Raw genomic sequence first — 22,874 nt, 5'->3', positions numbered from 1 at the left:
CCCCAATTCAACCTCATCAACACCCACACCCACGCCTGCGCCTACCCTGACACCTGACCCGACTGCTACCCCAGAACCGGTCTCTCCGACACCTACCCCGACACCTGACCCGACTGCTACCCCAGAACCGGTCTCTCCGACACCTACCCCGACACCCGATCCGACTGCTACTCCAGACCCGATCTCCCCGGCACCCGATCCGGTAACTCTGGATCTAAAGAAGGGAAAAAAGAACTGAAGAAGAATTGGGAAGATATTATACCTAAACTGACAAGTCCGTTGAAAAACTCTGGAAAAAAGTGGTAAAGGAGGAACGACTGAATGGAAATAATAGAAATTAAATGTGAAAATTGTGAAAAAAAGATTTATGTTAGAAAAGATTGTGCCAAAGAAAAGATGTTCTGTACTCTCAGATGCATGGATTCGTTTAGTGAACTTCACATGTCAGATAGGTAACTGAAGAATGTTTTTCACTTTATGACAGTCATCATTTTACATCTCCCCCTTTTTCTCTTTTACTTTCTGCACAAGATCAAAAATTTTATCAGCATTTTCCCCGATAACACACAGGGTGATTGAGCCTTCCCCACCATTTATCCCGCCTGCTCCGATTGGAAAAGCATCCTCGGCGCCAAGGAGTATCAACGCTTCAACTTCAGTTATAATTTCACCGAACAGCGGCATCATGCCAACCGGCAGCCCCATGGCTTTACTACAGCGTTGTATGCCGATAACTTTTGATATCTCTATTACTGAATATGGGATTGATTTTTCAAGACCAATCGGGATTACAAGATGAATGCCTCTTGCCATCACAATACCCATAAAACCCCCTGTCGTTCCGCCAACCGGATTTGCCATCATAACACCGGCAACCCCATCAGGGTCAAGTGCATTTGCGCCCTTGATGACAACATCCTGCGATGTCATTTCATTAAGGATTGTACCAGCACTCACTTCTTTCCCATCTTTAAGGGCAATTACAGGCAGGCGCATATCATTCGGGACAACCGAGGCAATTTCACCAATGTATCCTGCTGCATACCTGGAATGATCTATCTTTTTACCTGTAAGTTCTTCTGCAATATAGGCATTGGTTGTGCCCAGAGTAATCAATATAATTCCTTTTTTCAACGCTTGCTGGATGACAGGGAGGTTTTTTACTCCCATTGCTATGATCCTTTTCGATTCAGGGGGTGTAAGTGTTATCTGTATTTGTTTCATCATATTCCACCATTAATTATTACCTTTTACCATAATTATCATCTATGGTATAAAAAATCAATATATGTTTCAGAATATATCCTTTTCTTCCTTGAGTTAACAAAAACTATTCAAACAGGGCAAACAAGTATAGGCTATGAAGAATGAGATTATAATAGGCATGAGTGGAGCTTCAGGTATCCAGTATGGAATACGCATACTTGAAGCCATAAAACAAATGAAAGGTTTTGAAACTCATCTTGTCATTTCTGAATCCGCAAAGCAACTTATAAAAATTGAGACTGATTATTCGGTCAAAGATGTGGAAAATCTGGGTGATAACATTTATGACGATCATGATTTCACAGCGCCGATAGCAAGCGGATCACACAGGTCAAGGGGAATGATAATTGCGCCATCCAGCATGAAAAACCTTGCTTCAATTGCCAGCGGGATGTCTGATACATTAATATCCAGGGCTGCCGACTGCTGCCTGAAAGAAAAGCGCCCGCTGATAATCATGGCCAGGGAAACTCCCCTGAATTTGATCCATATTGAAAATATGAAAAAAGCAATGGAAGCCGGCGCTTCCATCCTTCCTGCATGCCCGGCCTTCTATCCCAGACCCAAAACCATTGATGATATTATTGATTTTATGGCAGGACGCGCCCTGGACTTACTTAATATCGAGCATAATTTATACAAGCGGTGGCGTGAATGACTTTTCGGGGATTCATTGAACAATTAAGATCAGAAGGCAAACTCACTGAGATAAAAAAGCCTCTCTCGCCAGTTTATGAAGTTTCTGCCATTGCCGGAAAAGAGCCCACACTTTATACTAATGTCAATAGGTCAAAACTTATCATGAACATCCTGTCATCAAGGGAACTTCTGGCTGAAGCTCTGGGAGTAGCGCCTGATAAAATCATAGAACATCTTTCATCCTGCCCGCCGGATGGAGAGGTCAAGCTTGTCAGGGATTCGCCAGCAAGAGAAGTGATTGAAAAACCTGACCTGTACAGGCTCCCTATCCTTACGCATTTTGAAGGAGACGGAGCCCCGTATATTACTGCGGGTGTTGTAGTTTCGGAATATGAGGGTTTGATGAACGCCTCCATCCACAGGCTAAGGGTCATAGGGAAAGACCGGCTGGCTGCGCGGCTTGTTGAATTCAGGCATACTTATAATCTTCATAAAAAAGCTGCTGAAAAAGGAGAGCCACTCCCGATCGCGATAGTTATTGGAATTGATCCTGTTACGCTATTTGCTATCTCGACACGCGTTCCTGAAGGAAAGGAGTACAATTATGCGGCAGCGCTTGCTGGCGAGCCGCTTGAGGTAACTGAACTGGAAAACGGGATAAAGGTCCCGCATGCTGAAATCGTGCTTGAGGGATATATTCATCCCACAGAACTTGTTGATGAAGGCCCGTTCGTGGATATAAGCGGCACTTATGACATTGTGAGGAAGCAGCCTGTGATATATATTACTAAAATATTGCACAGGCGCGATCCTATTTACCATGCGCTTCTTCCCGCAGGGAGTGAGCATCATATACTGATGGGGATCCCATACGAACCGCTGATCTTTAATGAAGTAAAGAAAGTGGCGGATGTCAGGAATGTTATTATGACCCCTGGAGGATGCTATTATTTCCATGCTGCAGTGCAGATACATAAAACAAATGATGATGAGCCCAAAAAAGCTATTGATGCCACATTTGCAGCGCACAAAAGTCTCAAACATGTAATAATAGTAGATGATGATATCAATATTTTTGATCCGAACGATATCGAGTTTGCAATTGCCACGAGGGTAAAAGGGGATGAGGACATCTATATCTACCCGAATGTGAGGGGTAGCACGCTTGATCCGCGCTCTGAGAATGGAATAGGGACAAAAGTGGGAATTGATGCAACGATGGATTTGAGCAAGAAATGGAAATTTGAGAGGGCGAAGAGGCCAAGAGTAAAGAAAGATGATTAACTGGCTGGGGGCACTGCTCTCGAAGTATTGTAGTAATGTTGTGGGCAACAAATGCTCATTAATACATAAATGTAACTTTAATATAAATTTATAAAAATTAATATTTTTTTTACTAACAAATATTGGTTGTGTCTGATACCTCTGACATTTTAAAATTTCAATGGAAAATTCTGATTTTAAAAATATTCAATAATAATTATTATAACTATTAGCATTTTTTTCCCTAAATAAATATATAAATCGTGGAGTTGTGATTAAATATTGCCCTGAGGGGCAAAAAAGTAGGAGGAAATATAAATGAAAACCGAGAGAAAGATTAACCCAAAAAAAGACGAAGAACAAAAAGTAGCAGAACAGATGTTTAAGAAAGCACGTCTGTGGGCCTGGTAAGTAGAAATTAATATGTACTGGAGTAAACCTGTTGCATTACTGAAGTTATGCAACACTCCAGCTACAATATATTCCCCCTTTCCTCTGTTTGCCATATCGCTTTTCTTAATATCACAGAAAGAGTTATCAATTTATGACTTTCCAGTTTTGTTTGCTGGAATAGTTGTTTCATGGCTTTTAGCCTTTCCTTCTAATTTATGGAATCATTGTAATGATTTAAAGGAAGATAGAGCGGGAGGGAAAAAAACTATCTTAACCCAGGATAGCTCGATGCAAAAGAAAGCTCTTTTTATCGCAGTACTACTTTATGCTTGCTCCCTGCTCTTTGTTTATTACCTATCTTATGAATTTAAACGACCAATTTATCTGTATGCTCTTGTCTGTATTATTATTACATGGTGCTATTCAGACAATTTAATTCTTAAGAAAGTTCTTGGTATCAGATTGAAGGATCATTATCTGGGTGAGTTGGCCGCTTATAGCATTGCATTTCCCAGTTACACTTTGAGCATCTGGCTTGTGTATTCGGATTTGAATTTAAAAGCAATAATATTGACTATAGCGATCTTTTTCTTCAGCATTTCGGGATTGCTATTAAAGGATTTAAAAGATATATCGGGAGATATGAAAGCTGGCCTGAAAACTTTTGGTGTTGTTTTCCTTCCATCTCAGCTTGTCCGGTACTCATGTTACTTTATGGTGTTATTTTATTTGACTCTATTGAATCTAATTGTTTTAAGCTCCTATGGTATTCTGGTTATTATGATCCCATTTATTTATTTTTTTAAAAATACATTTGTTCATATGTATAAAAAAGACTGGACTTTAGAATCAGGAGATTTTCAAGCACTTAAGCATATGGGTAATTCGATATATGCATCCTTTATTTTTTTGGGACTGAGCACTTTTATTTAAATCTCCAGGCAACTACTTGTCCCTGCACCCATGAAAAAAGTATTATTGTGGGTTTCCGATAAATAATTTCTTAACCTGAATTCAGGTGGAATATAAGCTGAAGAAGGGGCTGACATAATTCCAAAATAGTTATTACCTAATAATTTATTTACTTTATCTTTGTATTCGAAAGTTTTCTTCCCGAATGCTGCAGCAGCTCCGACATCCATAGAGAAATAAACAAATCTGCCATCATCATATTTCAAATTATTCAAACATGAAATGAAAGCATCAAATTTATCATCAATATTTTCATATACAAGGGCAACATCTTCCGAATAATCTGAAATATCCATGAAAAAAGGAAACAATTCAAAAGGAAAATAAGATCCTATTCCAAGAAGAAACGCTCCATTTGTCTGTTTATTTAGAAATAATAGCTCATAAGGCATTTGAACTTTAAAATCTCCTTTATCAAGATGGTCATGTAATTCTTTTTCTTTTTCATCTGAAATATATATTAAATTTTTTACTGCCTCAGTCGGTGGCTTGTCGTTCAAAGAGATCAATACATTTTTTTCAAACTTTGCGTTAAACTCCTTGATGATTTTAAATTCATTGCTTACTATATGCTTCGTTTCATCCAGGGTTTTCCCTTTATCGGGAAAAATATCATCATAAATGGCATTGATATTCTTTTTCTCTATTGTCAGCGCTGTAATACCGCCATCAATATCCTCAAAATTACAGAAAATATTAGGAGAGTTTGTCCTCACCTGTGTATGCAGCACATTTATACCTATAATTGGAACTTTATAATTTGTTTGTCTGGCGAATAAGTCTAATATCGCCGGGGGCTGATATAAAATATTTTCTCTATCGCAATAGTTAGAGAATTCTCTTACCGATTTTTTCTGTTTGTCTAAATTCTCTATTTTAATTTTTTTACTATAATAGAAACCTTTGGCAATAAATTGGGCGATCTTAATAGCACCTGGTACATGAACCAATGGAAAATGCAGCACGACAACCCCATATTCACATTTTACCTTTGCTGCAAGTTTTTCTGCCGACCCAATTGCGGAATTACCTTTAACCCCATCCACCCGTATCCTGGCATCATCGTCTTCACACAGCACCAGCGCCGCACCGTCAGCCCTCATGTCATCGGGATAAATCATGCCATCCACGGAGGCGCCTATTTGCGGGATATCACCATATTCATCATTTAATATATCCAGCATCGACTGGTATTTGCCGTGATACTTTAAAGTAGCATAAAATAAAGCGAGATCAGGCTTAAAATCCAGCTTATCATCAGCCTGTTCAATCAGATCATATGCTGCCTGATCAGGGCTCTTTTTATTACTGAATAGCGTTATGGATTTCGTTTTTTTCACCTTTGATTGTTTTTTATTTATGATTATATTTATAAGGATATAAATGTTTCTATATGATACTAATCATAATGAATATAAAAATTGGATGTTAATGTCGTGAAGAACAACAATCGTTTCTTCTTTATTCTGCGAGTTGACAGAGATCAGTTTTTCTTTTCTCTGTGTTCTCGGTGTTCTCTGTGGTTTTGAATTGCACAGACTATTTCAATAATAAAAATAATACTCAAGCTACACCAATTCTCTTGAGTGATCTTATGGGAACCCACAATGCCAATAAACGGGAGGCTTGAATGTACCTCACCCCCGATGAAGAAAAGCTCATGAACGGAGAGAGCGGCCCCACATACCAGAAAGCCATCGAGATTCTAGCTGCCCTTGGGGACATATATGGAGCGGACAGGCTGATCCCCATAAAGAGCGCGCAGATCGCAGGTGTTTCGTATAAGACGATAGGCGATGCTGGTCTTGAATGGATATCCGATCTTAAAGGAAAAGTGGTAGTGCCCTCTATTCTCAATCCCGCAGGCATGGACCTGGAATGCTGGAGAGAAATGGGAATTAGCGAGGATTTTGCATATAAGCAGCAGGAAATAATCAAAGCCTATGAGGCTATAGGCGTCAGGACAGAATGCTCCTGCGCCCCGTATAATATCTATGATGATCTTGCAATCTTTGGCGACCATGTGGCATGGAGCGAATCATCAGCAATTTCTTACGCCAACTCTGTGATTGGCGCGCGAACCAACAGGGAAGGCGGGCCAAGCGCTCTCTCGGCAGCTCTTCTTGGTAAAACGCCGAATTACGGCTTCCACCTGGATGAGAACAGGCGTCCGGTCATTCTCATCGAAGTAGAGCCAGAGCTTTATGATTCGGATTATGGTGCGCTGGGATATATTGTGGGTGAGATGATCGGCGATAAAGTCCCGGTTTTTGATCTGAATACCATCCCTACAAAAGATGAACTCAGATCCCTCGGAGCTGCGATGGCAGCTTCAGGTTCTGTGGCGATGTATCATGTTCGCGGGGTTACGATGGAATCAAGCAAATATGAGCTGCCTCTCGAAAAAATAACAATTGAAGAACAGCAGATAAAAGAAATATATAAAATGGGCGAACCTGACCTCATAGCTTTCGGATGCCCGCACAGCAGTATTGAGGAACTTGAAAAACTGGCGCGACTCCTTGATGGAAAAAAGGTGAAAAAGGAAGTATGGATTTGTACCTCAAGGGCTTTAAAGAATAAGCATCCTGAATTGATAAAGAGGATCGAGAAAAGCGGGGCAAAGGTTTTTTGTGATACCTGCATGGTTGTGTCTCCGGCAAGTGAAAAGTTCAAATGCATGATGGTAAATTCAGGGAAAGCTCATAAGTACGTACCAAACCTTTGCGGGGTAAAAAGTATACTGGCAAGGACGGAAGATTGTATAAGGGTAGCGGTGAGTGAGTAATAAAAAAACTGTATTTATAAGGTAATAATTTTGAAGAAAGATTCTCCATTTTCGCTATTTGTGTTTTGTTTCAAAGATAGATTTAATTAGAATAACATCAAGATAAAAGAGTTAAATCATGGTGCAGTGATTTTTTTATGCAAACAAATAGCAAAGCTGAAATTTTTGAAAAAATAGCAAAAGGAATACAGACTTTTCCATATCAGGTGCAATTAGAAGTGCTGGACTTTATTGGCTATCTAAAAAGTAAGTTAGAAATAGAGAATGCAAGGATGGAGGAAATAGAGTGGTCAAACCTCTCTTTAGAAAATGCTTTGAAAGATATAAATGAACCTGAGGAAGAGTACAGTGAAGCAGATTTAAAAGAGAAATGGTTATGAAAAAAGCAGGGCAGATTGTCCATAGTCACAGAGGACATACTTCTTGGTAATACAGGTGAAATTGCGAATGAACGTTTACATCGCATCAAACTAAAAATTGCTAAATGGATTTCAAATTAATTAAACTTATAAACTATGCTCTACGCTATTGAAACCTCAGGAATAACAAAGCGCTTTGATGATGTGACTGCAGTAAATAAGATCAGCATCAGCGTAAAACCCGGGGAATTATTCGGGCTGCTCGGTCCGAACGGCGCCGGAAAAACGACATTGATAAGCATGCTTTCAACGATGATAGAACCATCGGGAGGAAGCGCCCTTGTCTGGGGTTATAATGTAATGAAAGATGCTGATGCTGTGCGGCAGAATATCGGTGTGGTTTTCCAGGATACCACTCTTGATGACAGGCTTACAGGTAGGGAAAATCTTGACCTGCACGGCAGGCTCTATGGGCTTGACGGAAAGACGAGAAAGGAGCGCATCAAAGAAGTGCTATCTCTTGTTGAGCTTACAGAAAGGGCTGATGCCATTGTCAAAACTTACTCAGGTGGGATGATGAGGCGACTTGAGATCGCACGCGGGCTCATGCATCACCCTCATGTCCTGTTCCTTGATGAACCCACGCTCGGGCTTGATCCACAGACGCGTATGCATATCTGGGACTACATAAAAAAATTAAATAAAGAAGAAGGCGTAACCATATTGCTTACTACGCATTATATGGAAGAAGCTGACAGATTGTGCGACCGGATAGCAATAATCGATAATGGTGAAATCGTTGCTCTTGACAATCCGCAGAATCTGAAAAACTCACTCGGTGGGGATGTAATAACACTCGGGCTTGAAAATCCCGGTGATGTCGATAAGTTATGCAATTCTTACCAGAAAGACGGATGCGCCAATATAATTACCCAGAATCAAAATGAAGTTTTTATTACAGTCAATAATGGTGAACGCCAGATCCCCCATATACTCCTGCTTGCTTCACAGGCCGGAATACCTATAATTTCAGTGAGTCTCAGGAAACCTACGCTTGACGATGTATTTATTCACTATACTGGCCGTGCGATAAGGGATAAGGAAGTAAGCGTGATGGAAGAGGTAGGGTACAAAATGAGATCGAGGAGGAAATGATGACATTAGACCGGGCGGTTCAGACTGTTTATACCATGTGGCTGCGCGAGATGATACGATTCTCCCGTTCAAAATCACGTATAATAGGGGCGCTTTCAACACCTCTTTTTTTCCTCGTGATACTTGGTACGGGTTTTAGTTCAGCTTTCCAGGTCAGGGGAGGCGGAACATTTGATAAGAGCTATCTGGCTCCGGGTCTTATCGGGATGTCTGTACTTTTTGCTTCATTGATGGGAGGCGTATCCATTATCTGGGATCGTGAATTCGGATTCCTGAAAGAAATATTGATCGCCCCGGTAAGCCGCTTTTTTGTCTCGTTAGGGAAAGCCATAGGTGGAGTCACGACAGCAATGATACAGGGCATATTGATACTGATCATTGCAAGGCTTATTGGTATCCATTATGTATCATTCTGGGGAGTCCTGGCAGGTATTGCAGTTATGTTCATCTCAGGCATAGGTTTTATAGGTCTGGGAATCGCGATTGCTTCAAAGATCGAAAGCCATGAAGGTTTCCAGATGGTGATGAGTTTTCTCACAATGCCTCTTGTTTTATTAAGCGGGGCATTTTTCCCGATTTCGAACCTTCCTGCCTGGCTAAAGACCCTTGTATACCTGAATCCCCTGACATATGGTGTTGAAGCCCTGCGCTATTTTCTTCTTGGAAATTCCACAATTCCTGTATGGCAAAGCATCATAGTACTTGTAATATTTTCTATGGCTATGATAGCTCTTGGAGGGAAATTATTCGGGAAGATGAGGGCCTGATATGATCCTCCTGTCTGGCGGAACAGGTACGCCCAAGCTCCTTCAGGGCATAAGGAGGGTCATTCCTGATGAGGAGATCACTGTAATCGTGAACACGGCAGAAGACATAGTAGTCTCAGGCAGCCTTGTTTCACCTGATGTGGATACGATCCTGTATCTTTTTTCAGGAGTGCTTGATATCTCAAAATGGTGGGGTATAAGGAATGACACTTTTCACACTAATAATGCATTAAAAAAAATGGGTATCAATGAAAAGCTTATGCTCGGTGATGCTGACCGCGCCACCTGTATTTTTCGAGATGTGCTTATGCAAAAAGGAGCTTCGTTAACAGAAGCTACGCTTTCGCTGTCTGCTGCGCTTGGAATAAAAGCAAAGATACTGCCTATGTGTAATGAAAAAGTGGATACGATGATAAAAACGCCGGAAGGTATCCTGCATTTCCAGGATTTCTGGGTCGGTTCCCGTGGAAATCCGGAGGTTCTTGGTGTTGACATTACAGGGATCAAAAAAGCCAGGCTTACAAAAGAGATATTGGATGCCCTGAAACTTGAGGATAATGTAATTATCGGACCCAGCAATCCCATAACAAGCATCGGACCAATACTTGCCCTGAAAGGGATCAAGGAAATCTTAATGACAAAGAAAGTTATCGCTGTAAGCCCTATAATAGGGAATTCCCCGGTTAGCGGTCCTGCCGGGAAATTGATGAGTGCAAAAGGGTATCCGGTGTCATCAAATGGGGTTGCCCGATGTTATGGGGATATTCTTGACATTATGGTTATTGACGATAGGGATACTGCAAAAGGGGATACTGCAAAAGAACCGGATTTTAACTTGAAAACAGTGAGGTTTGATACAATAATGACGTCTGTTGAAAAAAGTGAAAAACTGGCAAGAAATATTCTCAAATTATTTCAGGATATTTGATAAATTTCGTGGATCATTACGGGATATTCGATAACAAAACAAGTCCCCTGTCAGTCAGCCTGTAATTATCTCCCTCAACTTTGAGATAATTTCCTTTAATAAAGAAATCGATCTGGAAATTTAACATGGCTTCATCTACCCCAACTTCTTTTCTCAATTCATACTTTGTTTTCCCGAATACTCCTATTGTTTTTATCATCTTTCGCCTGACAGGATGTTCAAGCGCCTTGACCATCAGAGCATGGTCATCTACTTTTGCCTCACGCATTGTGGGTTTGCGCTCAAGCATTGTTTCCAGATCATCATCACTTATTTCTGGCGGCATCTGAATCACAATTACTGTATTGTCCTGCAATAATAATAAAACCCTGCCCACAATTGATAACCACAATCCTTATATAACTTTACACTCATTGTAAAATCGGATAGAACTTGAAGAAATTGATATTCGTACTAATTATTCTCTTTGTCCTGCTATCAGGATGTCTGAACGCCGGATCAGGTGATACTGCAGGTAATATTTCAAACGAAAAGATTACCGGGCAGGAACAGATAACGTTACAGGGATTGACCTTCAACACAGAAGTTGGACCAGCACTCCTTTTAGCAAAAACACAGGGAAAGCCGTTATTTGTATATGCAAGGTCGCAATATTGCGGGGCATGCAAACAATTCGAAGCTGAAACCTTCACTAACGAGACCGTGATCGAAAAATTGAACAATAACTTCATATTGGTCTCTATAGATGTGGATAATCAAAAAACAGAAACCAGGAATTTCAAAATACGCGCTACCCCGACTGAAATATTCCTTGATTCAAATGGGACTGAAATAAAGAGATTACTTGGATACAGGACAAATCAAACGTTCCTTGATGAAATAAATAAAATTGTAAAATAAAGGAGGCATGAAAATGAAGCCTGAAAAGAAAATAAATAATGCACAAAAGAGCAAAAAGATACCGAAAAAGAAGGGAAATAATAATATTATAATAATTGCAGTCGCAGCAATTATTCTCATCGGAGCATTCGTTCTCCTGAGTGGTGGTTCGCAAAAAACAGAACCAACCCAGCAAAAGACCCTTAAAGAAGTAAGGGATTTGATCGATAAAGAATATGGAGACAGAGGGGGGGCCGGGACAAACACGCCTCCTGTGAAGGATAATTATCTGCCGATACTTTTACCAAAAGCTGCAGGCAAACTTCCGGATTTTGCGGTTACTAACGCGATGACATTAAAAGCGTATAAATACGCTACTGAGCATCCTGAAGTGCTTGAGCAGATACCTTGTTACTGCGGCTGCGGCGATCATGGAAGTATAACATCCAATGGAGAACCTCACAAGTCTGTTAGAGATTGCTTCGTTTCCGATAGTGGTGTTTATGATGACCACGCCTCATTCTGTGATGTCTGTGTAGGGATAGCAACAAAAACCCAGAGCTACTTCCCAACAGGAATTCCTGTTACAGGATTATCGGCCAGCCAGGCCACGCCTGCCCCATCAGTTGATCTGTCGACGCTATCACTGCCAGACAATTTCAAATCAATAGCAGATGGCTTGAAACTCACACCAGCAGGTGTGAACAGGGCATATTTTGTTAATACCAAGACTCTTGCAGGAACTGGAATGGAAGCCCCGATTTTGCAGGGGCAAGTTCAGGCGACTGGCTTCTATGGTAAGAAAATAATAGGTATGTATAGCGCTGATTTCAGCACGGATTCATGGATGGAACTTCATGACCTGGGTTATGACAGCAAAAATGATGCATCTATAAAAGCAAAAATTCAACCTGGAATGAAAAATATTATTACAACAAGACCGTTAATATACGGACATAGCCAGAATGTGGATAATGTTGCAAAATTGATGAATGACCCGAATAGCATGAACACTTCGTATTCCACCTATAAACCGCTGCTGGATGCTGTGGATTACCAGAATGCGGCATATGCGCTTGTGCTTTCGGAAAAGACCGGTTTTTCGGATATGAATTACATGAGTTTAACTTCTACCGGAGGTAAAGTAGAACTCATCAAGGCGTTCAGCATAACAGATGCTAAATCCATTCCAGCAGGTCTTGCCAAATATAATCCCGAAACAAAAGGTAATGTTCTTGTGATCAAAATGACGGATGACCTTTCGACCGTACAGGCCGAAAGCGATAATATCGATGAAGTAGCAAGAACATAAAATGGTTGCAGCCCCACCTATATTACTGGTATTCCTCGCTGGAATGGCAACAGTTGCAACGCCATGCGTTCTTCCAATCCTTCCAGCGGTCTTATCTGGTTCTGTAGGGAGCAGGCTTCGCCCTCTTGCAATTGTTACCGGAATGACATTGAGCTTCACCCTGATGGGGCTTCTTGTTTTTACAGTCGCATCATTTGGTTTTTTTGCAGATTACCTGCGCTGGTTCTCGATATTTGTAATTATCGGAATGGGCGCGGTGCTGTTTGACGATGATATAAATGAAGTTTATGTGAAGATCTCAAGTTCGATCTTGAATTATTTCCGTGAGCATGTGACCTTTATTGGGAAAATCACCTCAAAAGCCAATCCCGAAGGACTTCCGGGCGGTCTATTTTTGGGAATGTCGCTTGGAATACTGTGGATACCATGCGTGGGTCCGATACTGGGTTCAGTGTTCTCTGTGGTAGCTGAAAGTTCAGCAGGTTCGGGTAATATTTCTTATGGCATGATTCTTCTTCTTGCTTATTCCCTGGGTGTCAGCATACCAATGCTTATTATAGCATATTCCGGAAAAAGCGTGTCAGGCCGTGTAAAATGGTTTTCAAAGAGAAGCCATTTCTTTAAGAAACTCTCCGGATTGATCCTGATCCTTGTGGGATTGATGATGCTTTTTGGCATAGATAAATATCTGAAGATACTGTTCCTTCCTTATTCAGTCAATATCGATAACGAAATTTCAAGGCTTTACGGACTATATTTTGGTTAATTATGGTAAATAAAAACGGGACTGGAAAAAACGAAAATAAAGAAAATCATGAAGCCAGAGAAAAATATGACCTGCTTGATGTCTATTATTTCAGGAACATTGTAAAGAACAGGTTTTTTAAACCGTTTATCAACTTTTTTTTATTTATTTTTCTTCTAATTATAATTTATTTTGGTCTTTCAAGCGAACCCGATCTGCGTTTCCCGGGAGGGATACCATTCGCCACGACCATGATATGGGATTTGTGGCATCCATTGCTTGCTTTTACCCTGATACTTGTGGGAAGGATATGGTGCTTTGCATGTCCCATCGGAGCTGTCGGCGATTGGACACAGTCTGTTTTCAGCCTTAACAGGAAATATCCTGAAAAATACCGCAATCTCTGGGTAGCAGTAATACTTTTCCTTTTCATTTTCGCAGCAGAGCGGCATCTATTCATGTTCACAAGAAATCCTCCAAATACTGCATATCTTCTTCTCTTCTTCACCGCACTTGCTGTGGTTATGGGAGCTATCTACGAAAAAAGAAGCTTTTGCCGCTATATCTGCCCTATCGGGCTTGTTCTGGGTTTATTCTCCATGCTCTCAAGCATAGAACTGCGATGCAAGTCAAAGAAAACATGCCATGATCATGATATCAAGGAATGTGTATTAGGGAACAAATCAGGGAAAGCCTGCCCTGTCGGTGAATTTCCCCAGACAATGGAAAGGAACAACCAGTGCATCATGTGCATGGAATGCGTCAAATCATGTTCAAAAGGGAATATCAGACTAAGTCCGAGACTTCCGGGAGCGGATTTAATTCATTCAAAGAAGATACATCTTGATGAAGCATACCTGGTTCACGGGATAATCATTATCTTTCTTTTTGTCCTGGGTATGGAACGATTGCAATTCAGGAATGTGATCATTAGTTTTGTAAAATCAACTCTTCCTGTTGATTCAATAACTTTCCTTGACCTTTACTGGAGAAATATGTGGGCTGTAATCATATTCGCCCTGATAACGCTTGGAGCCGCAGGATTGATGTATCTTTCCACCAGGGCTACTTCCGGAAAAAAAGCAAAGCAAAAATTTATTGAATTGTCCTATGCTTTCATCCCTCTGAGTTTGTCGGTCTATCTGGCTGAAAACACATTCCGCCTCTTGAAAGGATTATTTTACTTGGTGGCCAGCATTGGAAGCTTCTTCGGGAGAATATGGGAATTTTCACCGGATTTTGATACAATTAACAGGTTGCAGATATTCCTGCTGGTTTGCGGCTTTATATTCACCTTATGGACCGGCTATCTTATCAGCAAAAGGGATTCGCGGGATGAAAACGAATTGCAGCAAAGTATGATTGCGGTTGGATTTACTGCTGTTGTTTATTTGATCATTGGAGTTAAGATTCTGACATTACCTATAATCTGAATAAACTTTACACCCGGCGTAAAGTATATGACCAAACAGGATAGATATAATCAAATTCATTACATGAAAAAACTAGATAAAAACATACAAACTTATATTTGATTTAAAACATTAGGAAAGAACATATGAGAACCAAAAAACTAGTGTCTATACTCGTATTGGCATTAATATTAACTTTTGCGTATTTCAGTTATATTACGGCACTTGAAAATTTTACTTTGAGCGATAAGAACGCCAGTTACCTGGGAGGAATAAAATTCCATCGTGCGGCATCAGGGCTTGAAGAAGGTTTCCAGATCGCACAGCAGGAAAATAAACCCGTAATGATGTATTTCTGGGCTATATGGTGCCAGTATTGCGCGAAATTTCAGACAGATACTCTGGGGAATCCCCAGGTAAAGAAGATCCTTGAGGAAGAATATGTTCTTGTAGCAATGGATCTTGATATAGACCGGGAAGTCGCCCAGAAATATGCGGTGAGCTATCCTCCGTATCTAGTTTTCATGGACCCGAAAGGCAATATCCTGGAAAGGGTACCAGGTGCTGTTGATGCGGATTATCTACTTCCCATTGTTACAAAAGTAAGAGACGAAGTCAGGAGAAAATAACATGATACCATTCGGTGACACATTACTTTATGCAAGTCTTGCGGTTAGCGTTATTGCGCTTGCTGGATTGCTGTTAAAAGATTTAAAAAATATTGAATTATTGAATAAGTTTGTCACGCCCGCAATAATATTGGTGGCAGGGATTTTAACATTTTCTTATCTTCTCCTTACGTATTATTTTGTAAATGGCAACTTTGAATACGATTATGTCTGGCAATATTCAAGCAGCGACCTTCCCCTTATATATAAATTATCGGGCACCTGGGCAGGCCAGCCAGGAACGTACCTGCTCTGGGTATGGGTAGTATACCTGTCGGCGGCGTGGCTTGCATGGACTACAAGGCATTCAACCGCGCTTGCAAGAAGAACCCAGATAATAACTCTGATTACTGGAATTTATTTAATCATACTTACTCTCATACAGTCGCCATTCAAGCTTATAATCGAGCGGCCTGAGGTCGCTGATATGGTTGCGAAAGGAATTCTGCCACCTGATTTTGTCCCCGAGGTTGGCAATGGCCTTAATGCGCTCCTTGTCAATTTCTGGATGATCGTCCATCCGCCTTTAATGTTCATTGGTTATGCGACAATGACAATACCGTTTGCTGCAGCAATTGTATACCTTCTTACAAAAGAAGATGGCTGGGAGGAACTTAGCAGGCAGTGGACGCGATTTACCTGGCTGTTTCTTGGTATGGGTATTGCGGTGGGCGGCGTATGGGCATATCTGGTACTGGGCTGGGGCGGTTTCTGGGCATGGGACCCGGTCGAGACAGCTTCATTTATCCCGTGGCTCACTCTGACTGGTTTCATGCATGCTGCAGCCCTTCACAGGAGGAATAAAACCACATTCTCAATAGCTGCACCTGTACTTGCTGTGGTTTCGTTCATACTCGTACTTTATGCCGCAATTGTTGTCAGGAGCGGTCTATTCAATTCAGTCCATGCTTTCGGGGACACTTCTACGGGTACGCTGCTCATAATATTCATCGTTATTGTTTCGTTAGTTTCCATAATTCTGGGTATGCGGCGTTATTTTGAGGAGCCGGATAAATTGGAGGAAGACCGCGGAATCTGGAACAAGACGAGTATCTTCTATGTTACATTGCTTTTGTTCGTGATCCTGGCATTTATTTCATTCTGGGGCATTTCCTTCCCTGCGTTTATACAGCTTACACAGGGACTCAAAGTTGGTGTTGCCTCTGATACAAAGAATTTCTTTAATATCTGGAGTTATCCTTTCACAATAATATTGCTGCTTGCACTGGGATTCTGCTTAAACTATAATGAAAAAGAGAAAGAAGAGCAGAAAAAAACATTGTTCATAGTAATTGGTCTGTCAATAATTACCATGTTTCTTCGAACAGAGAACTTTTATGTGCTTGATCATGCCAGTCCATTCTGGGCAAGGGAGCCGACTTTTTATAAACTTATAGGTAATATTTCGGTAATATCTATTTTCCCATCCATGATATACGCCACATGGTCAATCATCAAGCGCCTCAATGATTACCTTCGAATCAAAACCATAAGACCCAGGATAAAAGGTATCGGCATAGCGATCGTACATTTTGGGGTAATATTCATTCTCCTGGGTTCAATAATTAGCTCAAACTTCACCCAGACCATTGAGAGGATAAATATACCGCTTACTGCAACAGGAGAATTAGTGGATATCGGGCATGGCTATGACATAAAGATAATTGATTTTTCAACACGGAGCCTTGCTGAAAACTCGAACATCCAGGCGGAAGGAATAAGGATTTCGGAAATATTCAGCAGTCCTGATAATTATATCAATAAGAATGTGAAAATCAGCGGCAAAGTTACAAGCGCAGTAAATGTCCAGTCTCCTCCTCCTGTTACTTATACGACCTATCTGCAAATAAATGATGGGACAGGAGACCTGTGGGCAGCAACGCAGGCAGAGGAACCTCAGAATTTTCAGGAAGGAATGGATCTTACTGTTAGCGGTTTCTTGATGACAAATTTCAGGAGTAACTCCACAGGTACAACTTATGATCTAATTATTTTCTCAAATCCGGAGGAAATAAGCGAGGGTGCTGCATCAGGCAACTATAAGGTCCAGAGAGTCCAGCTTGAAGTTTACAAGGATAATAAAATAGCAGGAAGCGGAGTTGCAGAATATCTTGAATCAAAGACCGGAAGCGGGACATTCCCGCTTGTTGACAGCAGCATAACAGGAACCGACACATATGTTATATTCCAGGGTATTGGCGGAGGAGTTGTTCCTCTCACTTTGAAAATAATACCTGCTGTGAATTTTGCATGGATTGGCATTGTACTTTTTGCAATAGGAATTATCCTGATAATGGGTGTGAGGTCAAAATCAAAAGGCGAATAAAATTGGCTGGATAAATAGGAGGTGAAAAAAATCTACCAAAGATTGGGTGGCTCTGGTAACCACCTGAATGTTGATGCGCCCGAAATCTATATATTAAATCAAACCACTTTTTGTATTAAGGAGTGATTTATATGAAGGTTAGTGAAAGAATGACTAAAAATCCGATTACGGTAAATCCGTCAGCTACAGCAAAGGATGTCGCTGAAAAGATGGAAAAAGAGAACGTGGGAACTGTACTTGTCACAGACGGAGGTCGTCTGAAAGGTATCGTGATTGACAGGCAAATTATTACAAAAGTAATAGCTGCAGGGAAGGATCCGGCTAAAGTCAGGGTGAGTGAATTCATGACTGAGAGCCCTGTTACAGCTAACTTTGATATGGAGATAGAAGAGGCTTCACGGATTATTGGAGAAAAGGGTTTCAGGAGAATTCCAGTTGTGGAGAATGGAAAACCTGTGGGGATAATATCTGTTGCGGATATTGTGGAACATGCCAGAACATGCACTGAATGTATGACAAATATACTCAGTGAGGCCGCAAAAGCAGAGAGATAAAAACAATAATATATTTGTATAAATACTAAACATTTTAACTCAGGAGGTAAGGTTTTGAAAAACCTGCATGTAGAGGCTATCAGACCTGAGACAACTCTTGAGGAACATTGTTAAGGAAATTGGCAGGGGGAATTTTCAGTCATTTTCTTAATGTCTAAAAAATGCCACAGTATAAAATAAGTTACCAGTTTTGAGTATGCTCTGGTAACCACCGCTTAAACAACCGTTGCAAGTCGTTACTTTTATATACTCAGATTATAATGATATGGTAACGGACTGATATCAAAAATGATTATAGTCAGTGAAGACGAAGATGATAGCGACTCTAATCCGTTTAATTTTTTAGGGCAACCAGTACACGACAGCGTACTTAATGTTAACCATGACTACCGTTATTTAAGAATGGGATATTATGTATCTGCGCATGCTGAAACCTTTGGAGTAGAAGTCACACCTAATTGTACCGAAATAATGGATGCATACAGAAATCCGCTTTTGATGGAAAAAGCGAAAAGACATGGCCTTCGCACCAGTAATTACAGGCTTGTAACATCTCTTGGAAGCGAAATTGACGCCCCGGTAGTAATGTTTGCCGTGAATCCTTTTACCAATAACTCAATGAAAGTGGTGGATTCAGGCTCAAAGCTTCCTGGAATGATAAAGAGAATGAGTATGGGTGCAAGATTTCCGGTCTCGTTACATCCTCTTACAGGAGAAGTGGTGGAAATAATACAAATGTTCGGGGAATCAACCAACGAAGAAACATCAGAATTTATAAAAAAATTCTATGATGTATTCAATATCCCTATTTGTAAACTGGTTGTTCAGATAGACGATGGTAATGTCGTACTGAACCATTGCGAACCTGCAACAAAAAAGGAAGTGAAGTGGGATATTGTTCATGATAAAGTGCACGAGATTATCGGTGAAAGAACGATCAAAAGCCGATAAAAATTGATGCCAAAACATTAAAACATAAGAGCAGCATGAAAATAGCATGTTTTGTCGAAGGTTATAATTTTAGTCTTAAATCCGAATGCAGCGCCCTGAATAAATTCAAGTCCACCGCAGAATCGATGGGGCATGCGTTTGAATTTATCTATAAAGACGATATTTCGAAGATCGCGGATTATGATGCCCTTTTCATCAGGGCGACCACTGATCCTGGCAGCTCGGCGTATATCGTTTCAAGACTTGCAGAACAATCAGGATTGAAAGTCATCGATGACCCTCACTCTATCAGGACATGCTCCAACAAAGCAATACTCCATGACCTTTTCCAGAAAAATAATATACCTTCACCAAAGTCCATTTTGTTTCACGGGGATTATTCAAGGGAAAATCTTGATTTGATTTTCAAGACTCTTGGATTGCCAGTGATAATTAAAACACCATATACGCGCTTTTCGTCCCATGTTGAAAAAGCCAGGGATGAAACCGAGTTTATTAAAATCTCAAAACATTTGCTGGTGAAGGCTAAAGTTCTTGTACTTCAAGAATACATCCAGTCGGATTTTGACTGGCGTGTCGGGATACTCAGGAATGAAGTGATTTATTTATGCAAATATTGCATGCCAAAAGGGGGCTGGAAGGTAAAATCAAAGATAAATGGGAGAAATGTGTGGGGAGATACTATTCCAATATCGAGGGATTCTATTTCACCGGAACTGAAAGAAATATCCATAACCCTGTCAAAATACGTGGGCAATGGTCTTTACGGTCTTGACGTAAAAGAAACAAATGATGGATATAAGGTCATCGAGATAAACGATAATCCAAGCATATATGATGGCTATGAGGATGTAGTGGACAGGGATATTTACGAAAAGATAATAAACGCACTGGTATAACAATTCCAAAATAACATGTTTATTTCCTCTTTTTTTTAAATATTCCATACTTATATCCTATTATTAATATTAATGCTGTGGCAGCCACAGCAAGAGCAGCATAGGTATATGCTGGAGTCAGAATCAAGGTCAAAGTGCTTTTTGGAGTGATTGTCGGAACAGAATCTCTCCAGATGTTAATTACTTTTGCTTCCGCGGTTGAACCCGGATAATTTCCAGAATCCGGCCACAGAAGAGTGACGTTATTCCCACTTGCCAATAATCCTTCTCTAAATATTATGGCTTTGTAACTCTTCTGCTTTGCATAGGATAACTCCGAGAAGAACTGCTGGTTATAACAATCAGGACTACCATATCCTCCTGCAGGCAGTTTTATGCATGTTGGTTTATTTATAAGTCCGCTGGACGATACGTAAATCCACGCACCAACATTTATATTTGTAAAACGGGATTTCCAGGTATTTAACAAATTCTCGTACATGGTTTTTGCTTCACTGTCGGATAGGGTCTGATCAGATGTAGGCAACTGAAACTCAAAGGCATTAAAAAGAGGAACGTTAAGAGGATTATTTCCATTTACGTAAGGAACATCAAGACCACCCGTTGATATGCCAGAATAACTATTGCTTGGATAATTGAATCCAAAATAGAAAATATCATATGATGATTGAGTTACTTTATATTGTCGAACAAGTTGATACATCTCAGTAAACCATTTGTTATTGAAAGCTAATCTGGTTGGACTATCCTGGCCATTTGGCTCTTCAATTTGAATACCATCCAGCTCAGGGTATGTTATTAGCATCCATTCTAAGTCTGACATGAATGCGATTTTCGCCTGCGGTTCGGTTTCGAATAGATTTTTCGACCTGGCATCTGATGCATATTTCTTTGGGTCAAACACAAAGATAAATTTCATTCCAAGCTCATGTGACCTATCGATTGCTATTTTAAGATAATCCTTCCCTCCATAATTACGGATCTGGTCTATAGAACGTGGATCTAGCCCATAGATTATGGCATCTGCGCCTTGTTTTTTCGAGTCGTTGATGCATCCCTGGATATATACTTTATCTGTAAAAGTACATCCGATCCCTTGTTTATAATGATCGATTTTTGCAGCCTGTGTTGCCGGTATTAACAGTATAAATAACGCAAATATCACTACTAATATGCCATTTTTAAGTATCATAATTTTCTTATAAGATGCAGCGCATCATCGCCATTCGTGTAGTAATTATATAGTTTTTTATCAACAATAAAACCCTTTGACTGATAGAGATTCCGGGCGATCTGATTATTGACCCCTACTTCAAGCGTGATTTTTTTATATCCTTTTTCTTTTAATATTTCAAAGGCAGCATCCATGAGCAACTTTGCTATCCCCTTGCGCCTGTGTTCAGGATGCACATTAAAAGAATATATCCTTGCATTTAAAATATGTTCTCTTAACAGGATTATAATCGAGCCGATAATATTACCCTCGGTTTCTGCGACCAATACCATCGATCTGGCTTTCTGCAACAGGTATTTTAATTGCCTTCTTGAAAATGTTTCTTCCTTGAAACATATATTTTCAAGATTCAAAAGGGCATCAAGATCCTCTTTTATTGCCAGGCGGATATGCGCATTCAAATTCAAGGAACCGTCACGCGTGCCCTCACGCATTCCTGGACCTGTTTTACCACTTCAGGATAATCACCGAAGATAAAACCAAGGTCCACCGTACCCACTACATCAACCACCCCGATGGCAGCAATGCCATAGCCTTCTTTATTTCTAATCGGTACTACAATAACAGGAATTCCGGCGTATTTGCCGCTTGTGGGAATTGTACGCAATGTCTTGTTTTCTTTAAGGACTGTTTCAAGTACGGGACCAGAATAATTATTATCAAGAATCTTTCCTTTTTCGATCCTGACACCTTTTTTATTAAGGCTTCTCATAGTAACCGGAAGCCCCAGAAGTTCATGTATTGCCAGTGCAAAGTGAGCAATATCTTCTGCGCTTGAATCTGCTGATATCTGGATATTAGTGTATTTCATGTTTCATATCACTCCCTTGATCATAATTGGGTCATCTTGCAACAAGGACGCTACATTGCGCATTCCGCACAACGTTCTCGGCTACGCTTCCCAGAAGTACTCTCTTTAATCCTTTTTTCCCTTCAGAGCCCATGACGATGGTATGGACATTGAGGCTTTTTGCCACATTAAGGATTGTGTCAGCCGGGCTTCCAAGTTTTAATATTTTTTGGACTTCTATACCAATCTTTTTTCCATCTTCGGCCACTTCGTCCAGTACTTTTTCACCGAATTTTATCAATTCTGCCTGTTCGGATGTGGAAGGAACATTCACCACATACAGAGCCGCCATTCGAATGTTATATGATTTTGTGATTTTTAAAGCCGCTATCTCCGCTTTTTTTGCAGACTCGGAACCATCGACCGCCAGAAGAACTTCAACTTGCGCCATAGGTGATTTTTAGGTGTTAAACAATATTAAAGCTTACAGTACTACACTACCATAAGGTTTTAATTGCTTCATCGCCTTACTAACCACTCATTACCTTGGAGATTATTTTATGCTAAAAGAAGC

Annotated in this window: 25 protein-coding genes and 1 pseudogene; 19 read left to right on the top strand and 7 right to left on the bottom strand. The window is 40.4% G+C overall.

The genetic code is table 11. The features are described 5' to 3' along the window. Both CL181_RS03020 and CL181_RS21015 read left to right on the top strand, forming a co-directional pair. Window positions 1–238: pseudogene (locus tag CL181_RS03020) on the top strand (hypothetical protein); the annotation flags it as partial. A gap of 83 nt (window positions 239–321) precedes the next feature. Next, on the top strand, window positions 322–456 hold the full coding sequence (locus CL181_RS21015; RefSeq protein WP_255251381.1) for a hypothetical protein: 135 nt from the start codon (window positions 322–324) through the stop codon (window positions 454–456). Between the two features lie 36 nt (window positions 457–492). Here the strand turns inward: CL181_RS21015 and CL181_RS03015 are convergent, their stop codons facing one another. Next, window positions 493–1,227, bottom strand: a complete 735-nt coding sequence (locus tag CL181_RS03015; RefSeq protein WP_141398773.1) for a hypothetical protein — start codon at window positions 1,225–1,227, stop codon at window positions 493–495. Window positions 1,228–1,360: 133 nt separating this feature from the next. Between CL181_RS03015 and CL181_RS03010 the strand changes: the two genes are divergently transcribed. The 3 genes from CL181_RS03010 to CL181_RS21460 all read left to right on the top strand — a co-directional run bounded on the left by CL181_RS03010 (window position 1,361) and on the right by CL181_RS21460 (window position 4,494). Beyond that, complete coding sequence (locus tag CL181_RS03010) at window positions 1,361–1,924, top strand: UbiX family flavin prenyltransferase (RefSeq protein ID WP_097297771.1); 564 nt, start codon at window positions 1,361–1,363, stop codon at window positions 1,922–1,924. Further along, window positions 1,921–3,189 carry a UbiD family decarboxylase gene (locus CL181_RS03005; RefSeq protein WP_097297770.1) on the top strand — a complete coding sequence of 423 codons (1,269 nt, stop codon included), beginning with the start codon at window positions 1,921–1,923 and terminating at the stop codon, window positions 3,187–3,189. The genes CL181_RS03010 and CL181_RS03005 overlap by 4 nt, the downstream gene beginning before the upstream one ends. 402 nt (window positions 3,190–3,591) lie before the next feature. Further along, window positions 3,592–4,494 (top strand): UbiA family prenyltransferase, encoded by a 903-nt coding sequence (locus tag CL181_RS21460; RefSeq protein ID WP_097297769.1) that lies wholly within the window; start codon window positions 3,592–3,594, stop codon window positions 4,492–4,494. Here CL181_RS21460 and CL181_RS02995 read toward each other — a convergent pair. Continuing rightward, window positions 4,491–5,873 carry an FIST N-terminal domain-containing protein gene (locus CL181_RS02995; protein WP_097297768.1) on the bottom strand — a complete coding sequence of 461 codons (1,383 nt, stop codon included), beginning with the start codon at window positions 5,871–5,873 and terminating at the stop codon, window positions 4,491–4,493. The two genes, CL181_RS21460 and CL181_RS02995, sit on opposite strands and share 4 nt — an antisense overlap. Window positions 5,874–6,163: 290 nt before the next feature. On the opposite strand from CL181_RS02995, the gene CL181_RS02990 reads away from it, so the two are divergent. From CL181_RS02990 to cofD, 5 genes are all read left to right on the top strand, one after another. Next, window positions 6,164–7,321: an aconitase X catalytic domain-containing protein gene (locus tag CL181_RS02990; RefSeq protein ID WP_097297767.1), complete on the top strand. Its 1,158-nt coding sequence runs from the start codon at window positions 6,164–6,166 to the stop codon at window positions 7,319–7,321. Between the two features lie 137 nt (window positions 7,322–7,458). Next, the gene (locus CL181_RS02985; RefSeq protein WP_097297766.1) at window positions 7,459–7,701 is read left to right on the top strand and encodes a hypothetical protein; all 243 of its coding nucleotides are present in this window, start codon (window positions 7,459–7,461) and stop codon (window positions 7,699–7,701) included. A gap of 135 nt (window positions 7,702–7,836) precedes the next feature. Then, a complete protein-coding gene (locus tag CL181_RS02980) occupies window positions 7,837–8,835 on the top strand; it encodes an ATP-binding cassette domain-containing protein (RefSeq protein ID WP_097297765.1) in 999 nt (332 codons plus the stop codon). After that, window positions 8,832–9,602, top strand: a complete 771-nt coding sequence (locus CL181_RS02975; protein ID WP_097297764.1) for an ABC transporter permease — start codon at window positions 8,832–8,834, stop codon at window positions 9,600–9,602. The genes CL181_RS02980 and CL181_RS02975 overlap by 4 nt, the downstream gene beginning before the upstream one ends. A gap of 1 nt (window position 9,603) precedes the next feature. Further along, the gene (gene cofD, locus CL181_RS02970) at window positions 9,604–10,530 is read left to right on the top strand and encodes a 2-phospho-L-lactate transferase (RefSeq protein WP_097297763.1); all 927 of its coding nucleotides are present in this window, start codon (window positions 9,604–9,606) and stop codon (window positions 10,528–10,530) included. Window positions 10,531–10,546: 16 nt separating this feature from the next. On the opposite strand, the gene CL181_RS02965 is transcribed toward cofD, so the two are convergent. Then, window positions 10,547–10,921 (bottom strand): hypothetical protein, encoded by a 375-nt coding sequence (locus CL181_RS02965; protein WP_217993072.1) that lies wholly within the window; start codon window positions 10,919–10,921, stop codon window positions 10,547–10,549. A 41-nt stretch (window positions 10,922–10,962) separates the two neighbouring features. On the opposite strand from CL181_RS02965, the gene CL181_RS02960 reads away from it, so the two are divergent. The 9 genes from CL181_RS02960 (at window position 10,963) to CL181_RS02920 (ending at window position 20,276) form a co-directional block, all read left to right on the top strand. Further along, window positions 10,963–11,430 carry a thioredoxin fold domain-containing protein gene (locus CL181_RS02960; protein WP_097297761.1) on the top strand — a complete coding sequence of 156 codons (468 nt, stop codon included), beginning with the start codon at window positions 10,963–10,965 and terminating at the stop codon, window positions 11,428–11,430. A 13-nt stretch (window positions 11,431–11,443) separates the two neighbouring features. Beyond that, a complete protein-coding gene (locus tag CL181_RS02955; protein WP_176505031.1) occupies window positions 11,444–12,721 on the top strand; it encodes a PCYCGC motif-containing (lipo)protein in 1,278 nt (425 codons plus the stop codon). 1 nt (window position 12,722) lies between these two features. Continuing rightward, the gene (locus tag CL181_RS02950) at window positions 12,723–13,487 is read left to right on the top strand and encodes a cytochrome c biogenesis CcdA family protein (protein WP_097297759.1); all 765 of its coding nucleotides are present in this window, start codon (window positions 12,723–12,725) and stop codon (window positions 13,485–13,487) included. A gap of 2 nt (window positions 13,488–13,489) precedes the next feature. Next, window positions 13,490–14,899, top strand: a complete 1,410-nt coding sequence (locus CL181_RS02945; RefSeq protein ID WP_097297758.1) for a 4Fe-4S binding protein — start codon at window positions 13,490–13,492, stop codon at window positions 14,897–14,899. Window positions 14,900–15,024: 125 nt separating this feature from the next. Next, entirely contained in the window at window positions 15,025–15,507 is a 483-nt protein-coding gene (locus CL181_RS02940; RefSeq protein ID WP_097297757.1) for a thioredoxin family protein, read from the top strand. A gap of 1 nt (window position 15,508) precedes the next feature. Then, complete coding sequence (ccsA, locus tag CL181_RS02935; RefSeq protein WP_097297756.1) at window positions 15,509–17,872, top strand: cytochrome c biogenesis protein CcsA; 2,364 nt, start codon at window positions 15,509–15,511, stop codon at window positions 17,870–17,872. 131 nt (window positions 17,873–18,003) lie between these two features. Continuing rightward, on the top strand, window positions 18,004–18,426 hold the full coding sequence (locus CL181_RS02930; protein WP_097297755.1) for a CBS domain-containing protein: 423 nt from the start codon (window positions 18,004–18,006) through the stop codon (window positions 18,424–18,426). Between the two features lie 288 nt (window positions 18,427–18,714). After that, the gene (locus CL181_RS02925; protein WP_097297754.1) at window positions 18,715–19,377 is read left to right on the top strand and encodes a RimK-like ATPgrasp N-terminal domain-containing protein; all 663 of its coding nucleotides are present in this window, start codon (window positions 18,715–18,717) and stop codon (window positions 19,375–19,377) included. A gap of 35 nt (window positions 19,378–19,412) precedes the next feature. After that, window positions 19,413–20,276 carry a RimK family alpha-L-glutamate ligase gene (locus CL181_RS02920; RefSeq protein ID WP_097297753.1) on the top strand — a complete coding sequence of 288 codons (864 nt, stop codon included), beginning with the start codon at window positions 19,413–19,415 and terminating at the stop codon, window positions 20,274–20,276. Window positions 20,277–20,295: 19 nt separating this feature from the next. Here CL181_RS02920 and CL181_RS02915 read toward each other — a convergent pair whose 3' ends face one another. Genes CL181_RS02915 through CL181_RS02900 form a run of 4 tightly spaced genes read right to left on the bottom strand, consistent with a single transcriptional unit; the run spans window position 20,296 to window position 22,751 of the window. Next, the gene (locus tag CL181_RS02915; protein WP_097297752.1) at window positions 20,296–21,468 is read right to left on the bottom strand and encodes a hypothetical protein; all 1,173 of its coding nucleotides are present in this window, start codon (window positions 21,466–21,468) and stop codon (window positions 20,296–20,298) included. Further along, window positions 21,465–21,944 carry an N-acetyltransferase gene (locus CL181_RS02910; protein ID WP_097297751.1) on the bottom strand — a complete coding sequence of 160 codons (480 nt, stop codon included), beginning with the start codon at window positions 21,942–21,944 and terminating at the stop codon, window positions 21,465–21,467. Before CL181_RS02910 ends, CL181_RS02915 begins: the two co-directional genes overlap by 4 nt. After that, a complete protein-coding gene (locus CL181_RS02905) occupies window positions 21,914–22,321 on the bottom strand; it encodes a DUF2111 domain-containing protein (protein ID WP_097297750.1) in 408 nt (135 codons plus the stop codon). Before CL181_RS02905 ends, CL181_RS02910 begins: the two co-directional genes overlap by 31 nt. A 31-nt stretch (window positions 22,322–22,352) precedes the next feature. Continuing rightward, window positions 22,353–22,751: a universal stress protein gene (locus tag CL181_RS02900; RefSeq protein WP_097297749.1), complete on the bottom strand. Its 399-nt coding sequence runs from the start codon at window positions 22,749–22,751 to the stop codon at window positions 22,353–22,355. Window positions 22,752–22,874: the final 123 nt, after the last annotated feature.

This window comes from Candidatus Methanoperedens sp. BLZ2 (assembly GCF_002487355.1).
Lineage (GTDB): Archaea > Halobacteriota > Methanosarcinia > Methanosarcinales > Methanoperedenaceae > Methanoperedens.
This window is presented reverse-complemented; position numbering and strand designations above follow the sequence as displayed.

Bases quoted from the DNA above. Each gene is read 5' to 3' on its own strand.
- CL181_RS02920 (WP_097297753.1), top strand. From the start codon at position 19,413: ATGAAAATAGCATGTTTTGTCGAAGGTTATAATTTTAGTCTTAAATCC.
- CL181_RS02910 (WP_097297751.1), bottom strand. From the start codon at position 21,944: ATGCGTGAGGGCACGCGTGACGGTTCCTTGAATTTGAATGCGCATATC.
- CL181_RS02905 (WP_097297750.1), bottom strand. From the start codon at position 22,321: ATGAAATACACTAATATCCAGATATCAGCAGATTCAAGCGCAGAAGAT.
- CL181_RS02985 (WP_097297766.1), top strand. From the start codon at position 7,459: ATGCAAACAAATAGCAAAGCTGAAATTTTTGAAAAAATAGCAAAAGGA.
- CL181_RS21015 (WP_255251381.1), top strand. From the start codon at position 322: ATGGAAATAATAGAAATTAAATGTGAAAATTGTGAAAAAAAGATTTAT.
- CL181_RS02980 (WP_097297765.1), top strand. From the start codon at position 7,837: ATGCTCTACGCTATTGAAACCTCAGGAATAACAAAGCGCTTTGATGAT.
- CL181_RS02915 (WP_097297752.1), bottom strand. From the start codon at position 21,468: ATGATACTTAAAAATGGCATATTAGTAGTGATATTTGCGTTATTTATA.
- CL181_RS02940 (WP_097297757.1), top strand. From the start codon at position 15,025: ATGAGAACCAAAAAACTAGTGTCTATACTCGTATTGGCATTAATATTA.
- CL181_RS02955 (WP_176505031.1), top strand. From the start codon at position 11,444: ATGAAGCCTGAAAAGAAAATAAATAATGCACAAAAGAGCAAAAAGATA.
- CL181_RS03005 (WP_097297770.1), top strand. From the start codon at position 1,921: ATGACTTTTCGGGGATTCATTGAACAATTAAGATCAGAAGGCAAACTC.
- CL181_RS02950 (WP_097297759.1), top strand. From the start codon at position 12,723: ATGGTTGCAGCCCCACCTATATTACTGGTATTCCTCGCTGGAATGGCA.
- CL181_RS03010 (WP_097297771.1), top strand. From the start codon at position 1,361: ATGAAGAATGAGATTATAATAGGCATGAGTGGAGCTTCAGGTATCCAG.
- CL181_RS02975 (WP_097297764.1), top strand. From the start codon at position 8,832: ATGATGACATTAGACCGGGCGGTTCAGACTGTTTATACCATGTGGCTG.
- CL181_RS02900 (WP_097297749.1), bottom strand. From the start codon at position 22,751: ATGGCGCAAGTTGAAGTTCTTCTGGCGGTCGATGGTTCCGAGTCTGCA.
- CL181_RS02925 (WP_097297754.1), top strand. From the start codon at position 18,715: ATGATTATAGTCAGTGAAGACGAAGATGATAGCGACTCTAATCCGTTT.
- cofD (WP_097297763.1), top strand. From the start codon at position 9,604: ATGATCCTCCTGTCTGGCGGAACAGGTACGCCCAAGCTCCTTCAGGGC.
- CL181_RS03015 (WP_141398773.1), bottom strand. From the start codon at position 1,227: ATGATGAAACAAATACAGATAACACTTACACCCCCTGAATCGAAAAGG.
- CL181_RS02990 (WP_097297767.1), top strand. From the start codon at position 6,164: ATGTACCTCACCCCCGATGAAGAAAAGCTCATGAACGGAGAGAGCGGC.
- CL181_RS02930 (WP_097297755.1), top strand. From the start codon at position 18,004: ATGAAGGTTAGTGAAAGAATGACTAAAAATCCGATTACGGTAAATCCG.
- CL181_RS02945 (WP_097297758.1), top strand. From the start codon at position 13,490: ATGGTAAATAAAAACGGGACTGGAAAAAACGAAAATAAAGAAAATCAT.
- CL181_RS21460 (WP_097297769.1), top strand. From the start codon at position 3,592: ATGTACTGGAGTAAACCTGTTGCATTACTGAAGTTATGCAACACTCCA.
- ccsA (WP_097297756.1), top strand. From the start codon at position 15,509: ATGATACCATTCGGTGACACATTACTTTATGCAAGTCTTGCGGTTAGC.